Origin of the sequence: Kitasatospora sp. NPDC057512 (assembly GCF_042802135.1) — a bacterium.
Taxonomy (GTDB): domain Bacteria; phylum Actinomycetota; class Actinomycetes; order Streptomycetales; family Streptomycetaceae; genus Kitasatospora.
Map to the genome: position 1 here is coordinate 1 of NZ_JBHVET010000675.1, position 4736 is coordinate 4736.

Consider the following 4736-nt stretch of genomic DNA (forward strand, 5'->3'; position numbering starts at 1 on the left):
ACCTGGCGACGCGGCCAGGATCATCGACTCGGGTGGCAGCGTGACGCACCATGTGGCGCCTTCCGGGGAGTTCGTCGGGCATCTTCGCAGCCTGAAGTGCGCCAGGGGCTTGTGTGCTTGGTGGGCGCGCTGGGGGGCGTGCGCTCGCGCCGCCTAAAAGGGTGATGTGGGTGGGAGTTTGGCGGAGCGTTACAGCAATACGGTGAAAATTGCGGTGTCGGGTGCTCGGAGAAGTGCCCGGTGCATGGGCACAAGTAACCCCGGCGGTGCTCCAACACCCCGGGGTTCGGCACCAGGAGAAAGCAACTCCAGATGCAGATTCATCGTATCCCTCAGCACGCTCCCGGGTACACGATCCTGGACAACGGGCATGTCGTCCGGAAGCACTCGCTGTCGTGGGCGGCGCGGGGGCTCCTCAGCTACCTGCTCAGCCTGCCGGACGGGGCGCGCGAGGACGTCCGCACGCTGGCCGCCAAGAGCGTGGAGGGGCGGACGACCGTCTCCCGTGCGCTGCGGGAGTTGGAGGCGGCCGGGCACTACGTGCGGCGCACCCAGCGGGACCCGCTGACCGGGCAGGTGCGGACGGTCGTCTCGGTGCACGAGGTGCCGGTGACGGGCAAGGCGGTGCACACGGTGCCGCCGCTTCCCGTGCCCCCGGCCGCCGGTGGTCCAGCTCCAGGTGGGCCAGGCGGCGGGAAGACGGGAAGCCCTTCCAAGGAACGGGAAACCAAGGACGTGGAAGAGCCTTCCGTCCGTCCCCCGGAGAAGTTGACGGCGGGCCTGGCGCTGCTGCTCGAACTCGGGCGCCGGGAGCCGAGAATGGCCCTGGCGGGGAAGCCGCTGTGCGACCAGGCCGTGCGGGTGGAGGGGTTGTTGGCAGGAGGGTGGACGCGGGAGGCGTTGACCGGGATTCTGGCGGCGCCGCTGCCGGAGAAGGTCACGCACAGCGTGGGGGCGGTCCTGGCGGGGCGGTTGGCGAGGGTGCCCGCTGTCCCCGAAGCGGCGGGAGATACAGGGCCCCGCAGGCACGAGTGCCCCGGCCGGGGCGGGATGTGCGGGCGGCCCGTGGCCGGGCCCGGGCAGGTGTGCGGGGCGTGCCGGGCGGACGGGGTTTAGCACTCCGGCGGGCGGAAGGTGACGGGGGCGTCGAAGGCGGCGCGGCGGGTGGTGCGGCGCAGGGCGCGCAGGACGGGGGTGCCGAGGGTGAGGCAGAGCACCACGGTGAGTGCGGCGCGGGGGAGGTCCCAACCCAGCGACGTGGTCAGGCAGTAGGCGGCGAAGCGGACCAGGTTGGCGGGCAGCGGGTCGCCGGGGACGAAAGAGATGGAGCCGGCCAGGCCGCCGATGTACGGCCAGCCCTGGAGGTTCATGATCGTGCCGTAGAGGAGGGACGCGAGGGCGCCATAGGACGCCAGCACCACGAGTTCGCGGCGACCGCGCAGGGAGGAGGCGCCCGGAAGCAGGCCCGCACCCAGGCACACCCACCCCATCGCCAGCATCTGGAACGGCAGCCACGGCCCGACCCCGCCCGTCAGCAGCGCGGAGGCGAACATCGACAGCGAGCCGAGGACGAAGCCGAAGCCCGGGCCGAGCACCCGCCCGGACAGCACCATCAGGAAGAACATCGGCTCCAGCCCCGCCGTGCCCGCGCCGAGGGGGCGCAGCGCCGCGCCGGCGGCGGCCAGGACACCCAGCAGGGCCACGGACTTGGCGTCCAGGCCGGGGGCGCCGCCGCCCGCCGAGCGGCCCTCGGAGATCTGGGCGATGACGACGGCGAGGAGGAGGGGGAGCAGCAGGGCGAACAGCCAGGGCGCGTCCGTGGAGTGGCCGACCAGCGCCGACCTGGTGGAGGCGAGCAGCGGCCAGCCGAAGGCGGCGACGCCGACGAAGGAGACCGACAGCAGCGCCGCGACGGACCGGCGTCCCAGCGGGACGGGACGAGTGCTCATGCGTCCAGCGCCTCCGCGACCTGCCGCACGGTGAGCCACGGCCCGGGCGTCAGCACCTTGGCCACCTGCGGGGCGAAGGCGGGGGAGGAGACCACGACCTCCGCCGTCGGGCCGTCCGCGACGATCTCGCCCTCGGCCAGGATCACCGTGCGGTGGGCGAGTTCGGCGGCCAGCTCGACGTCGTGGGTGGCGAGGAGCACCGCGTGGTCCTCGGCCGCCAGGCCGCGCAGGATCTCCACCAGCCGGGCCTTGGCGGCGTAGTCGAGGCCGCGGGTCGGCTCGTCGAGGAGCAGCAGCGGGGGCCGGGCGGTGAGCACGACGGCGAGGGCGAGGGTGAGCCGCTGGCCCTCGGAGAGGTCGCGCGGGTGGGTGTCGTCGTCGATGCCGGGCAGCAGGCGCTCGACCAGGGCGCGGCAGGTGCCGGCGGCGGCTCCGGCGTCGGTGTCGGCCGCGGCGCACTCGGCGGCGACCGATTCGCCGTACAGCAGGTCGCGCGGGTCCTGCGGGACGAGGCCGACCTCGCGGATCAGCTCGGCGGGGCGGGTGCGGTGCGGGGTGCGGCCGCCGACCCTGACGCTGCCGGAGGAGGGGGCGTGCAGGCCGACCAGGCTGCCCAGCAGGGTGGACTTGCCGGCGCCGTTGCGGCCCATCAGGGCGGTGATCTCGCCGGGGTGGAGGGAGAGGTCCACGCCGCGCAGGGCCGGGACGGGGCCGCGCCGGACGGCGAGGCGGTCGGCGGTGGCGAGGGGGGCGGCGTCGGCACGGCGGTCGGCGGGGGCGGGCGTCCGGCCGTCCAGTCGGGCGCGCAGCGGCGCGGCCTTGCGGCGCGCGTCGCGGACCGAGAGCGGCAGCGGCCGCCAGCCCGCGAGCCGGCCGAGGCCGACCACCGGCGGGTGCACCGGGGAGTGCGCCATCACCTCGGCGGGCTCGCCGAGGACGGGCGGGGCGTCGGGGGTGAGCAGCAGCACCTGGTCGGCGTACTGGACGACCCGCTCCAGCCGGTGCTCGGCCATCAGCACGGTGGTGCCGAGGTCGTGCACCAGCCGCTGGAGGACGGACAGCACCTCCTCGGCCGCGCCCGGGTCGAGGGCCGAGGTGGGCTCGTCCAGGACCAGGACGCGGGGGTGCACGGTGAGCACCGAGCCGATCGCGACGCGCTGCTGCTGGCCGCCGGAGAGGGAGTTCAGCGCGCGGTCGCGCAGGTCGGCGAGGCCGAGCAGGTCGAGGGTCTCCTCGACCCGGCGGCGCATCACGTCGCCCGGCAGGCCCAGCGACTCCATGCCGTAGGCGAGTTCGTCCTCCACCGTGTCGGTGACGAAGTGGGCCAGCGGGTCCTGCCCCACCGTGCCGACCAGGTCGGCGAGTTCGCGCGGCCGGTGCTCGCGGGTGTCCCGGCCGCCGACGGTGACCCGGCCGTGCAGCACCCCGCCGGTGAAGTGCGGTACCAGGCCGCTGACCGTCCCCAGCAGGGTGGACTTGCCGGAGCCGGACGGGCCCACCAGCAGGCAGAGTTCGCCCTCGGGGACGGTGAGGTCGACGCCGTTCAGGGCGGGTGCGGCCGAGTCCGCGTACCGGACGGAGACCTGCTCGAAGGTGATCACGATGCCCTCCGGGGCGGGGTCGGGGCGGCGAACGCCGGTACCAGGCCGAGCAGCACGGTCAGCACGGCGGCCAGGGGCAGCGCGGGGACGGTCGGCGGGACGACGGTGGGCGCGAAGGCGGCCGGGTCCCGCGCGGCCAGGTAGGTGGTGAGGGCCGCCACGGCCGCCCCGGAACCGGCGGTCAGCCACTCGGGAATAGCCCAAGGGTCGGGCCGGTAGCGGCTCCTGACGGACCGTCGGCCACCGAGCAGCAGGCCGGCGAAGGCGGCGGCCAGGCCGAGCAGCAGGACGGGCAGGGTCCAGCCGGCCCCACCGGCCGTCAGTAGCCCGTACGCGGCCAGGCAGACTCCGAGCAGTCCGGCCAGGGTGAGCGCGGCCGTCGCCCGGGCGAGCCGGCGCGGGACGTCGGCGGTGCGGCCGAACCCCCGGGTGTCCATGGCGGCGGCCAGTGCGATGGACCGCTCCAACGCGCCCTCCAGCACCGGGAGTCCGACGCTCAGCACGGCTGCGACGCCCTTGTCGGAGCGGCCCCGCAGACGCCGTGCGGCGCGCAGCCGGCGGACGTCCGCGACCAGGTTCGGCGCGAAGGTCATCGCCACGACGACGGCGACGCCCGCCTCGTAGAGTGCGCCGGGAAGGGCGCGCAGCAGCCGGGCCGGGCTGGCCAGCGAGTTGGCGGCGCCGACGCAGACCAGCAGGGTGGCCAGCCGCAGCCCGTCGTACAGCGCCGCGAGCAGCCCCTCGACGGTGACCCGGCCGCCGATCCGCACGCCCTGCGCCCAGACGGGCAGCGGGAGTTCGGGCAGCGTGAACAGCACATGGGTGCCCGGGACGGGCGAGCCGAGGAACACCGCGAACACCAGCCGGATGCCGAGCACCAGCAGGCCCAGCCGCAGGAACGCCCCGTACGAGCGCGACCACGGGGCATCGCCGCGCCGGGCCGTGACCACGTACCCGGCGACGGCGACGAGCAGCAGCAGGATCGCCGGGTTGGTGGTGCGGGTGGCCGCCGCGCCCAGCCCGAGCGCCCACAACCACCAGGCCCCGGGGTGCAGTTGACGGGGGCCGGTGGGCGGCCGGGTGGTACGGACGGCGGTGCTGCTCACGGTGATTCCTGGGTGGGGGACGTTAGGGGTGACGGCGGCGGCGCGCCTGCCAGACGGCGCCGCCGGCGAGGACGGCCACC

At 75.3% G+C, this 4736-nt stretch carries 4 protein-coding genes; 1 reads left to right on the forward strand and 3 read right to left on the reverse strand.

Translation table 11 applies throughout. The features are described from left to right. Nucleotides 1–312: 312 nt before the first annotated feature. Nucleotides 313–1116, forward strand: a complete 804-nt coding sequence (locus tag ACFU6K_RS31660; protein WP_380668862.1) for a helix-turn-helix domain-containing protein — start codon at nucleotides 313–315, stop codon at nucleotides 1114–1116. Here ACFU6K_RS31660 and ACFU6K_RS31665 read toward each other — a convergent pair. The 3 genes from ACFU6K_RS31665 to ACFU6K_RS31675 are packed head-to-tail and all read right to left on the reverse strand — an operon-like array spanning nucleotide 1113 to nucleotide 4656. Continuing rightward, nucleotides 1113–1949: an ECF transporter S component gene (locus ACFU6K_RS31665; protein WP_380668864.1), complete on the reverse strand. Its 837-nt coding sequence runs from the start codon at nucleotides 1947–1949 to the stop codon at nucleotides 1113–1115. The two genes, ACFU6K_RS31660 and ACFU6K_RS31665, sit on opposite strands and share 4 nt — an antisense overlap. Beyond that, complete coding sequence (locus ACFU6K_RS31670) at nucleotides 1946–3550, reverse strand: ABC transporter ATP-binding protein (protein ID WP_380668866.1); 1605 nt, start codon at nucleotides 3548–3550, stop codon at nucleotides 1946–1948. Before ACFU6K_RS31670 ends, ACFU6K_RS31665 begins: the two co-directional genes overlap by 4 nt. Next, nucleotides 3547–4656: an energy-coupling factor transporter transmembrane component T gene (locus ACFU6K_RS31675; protein WP_380668868.1), complete on the reverse strand. Its 1110-nt coding sequence runs from the start codon at nucleotides 4654–4656 to the stop codon at nucleotides 3547–3549. Before ACFU6K_RS31675 ends, ACFU6K_RS31670 begins: the two co-directional genes overlap by 4 nt. Nucleotides 4657–4736: the final 80 nt, after the last annotated feature.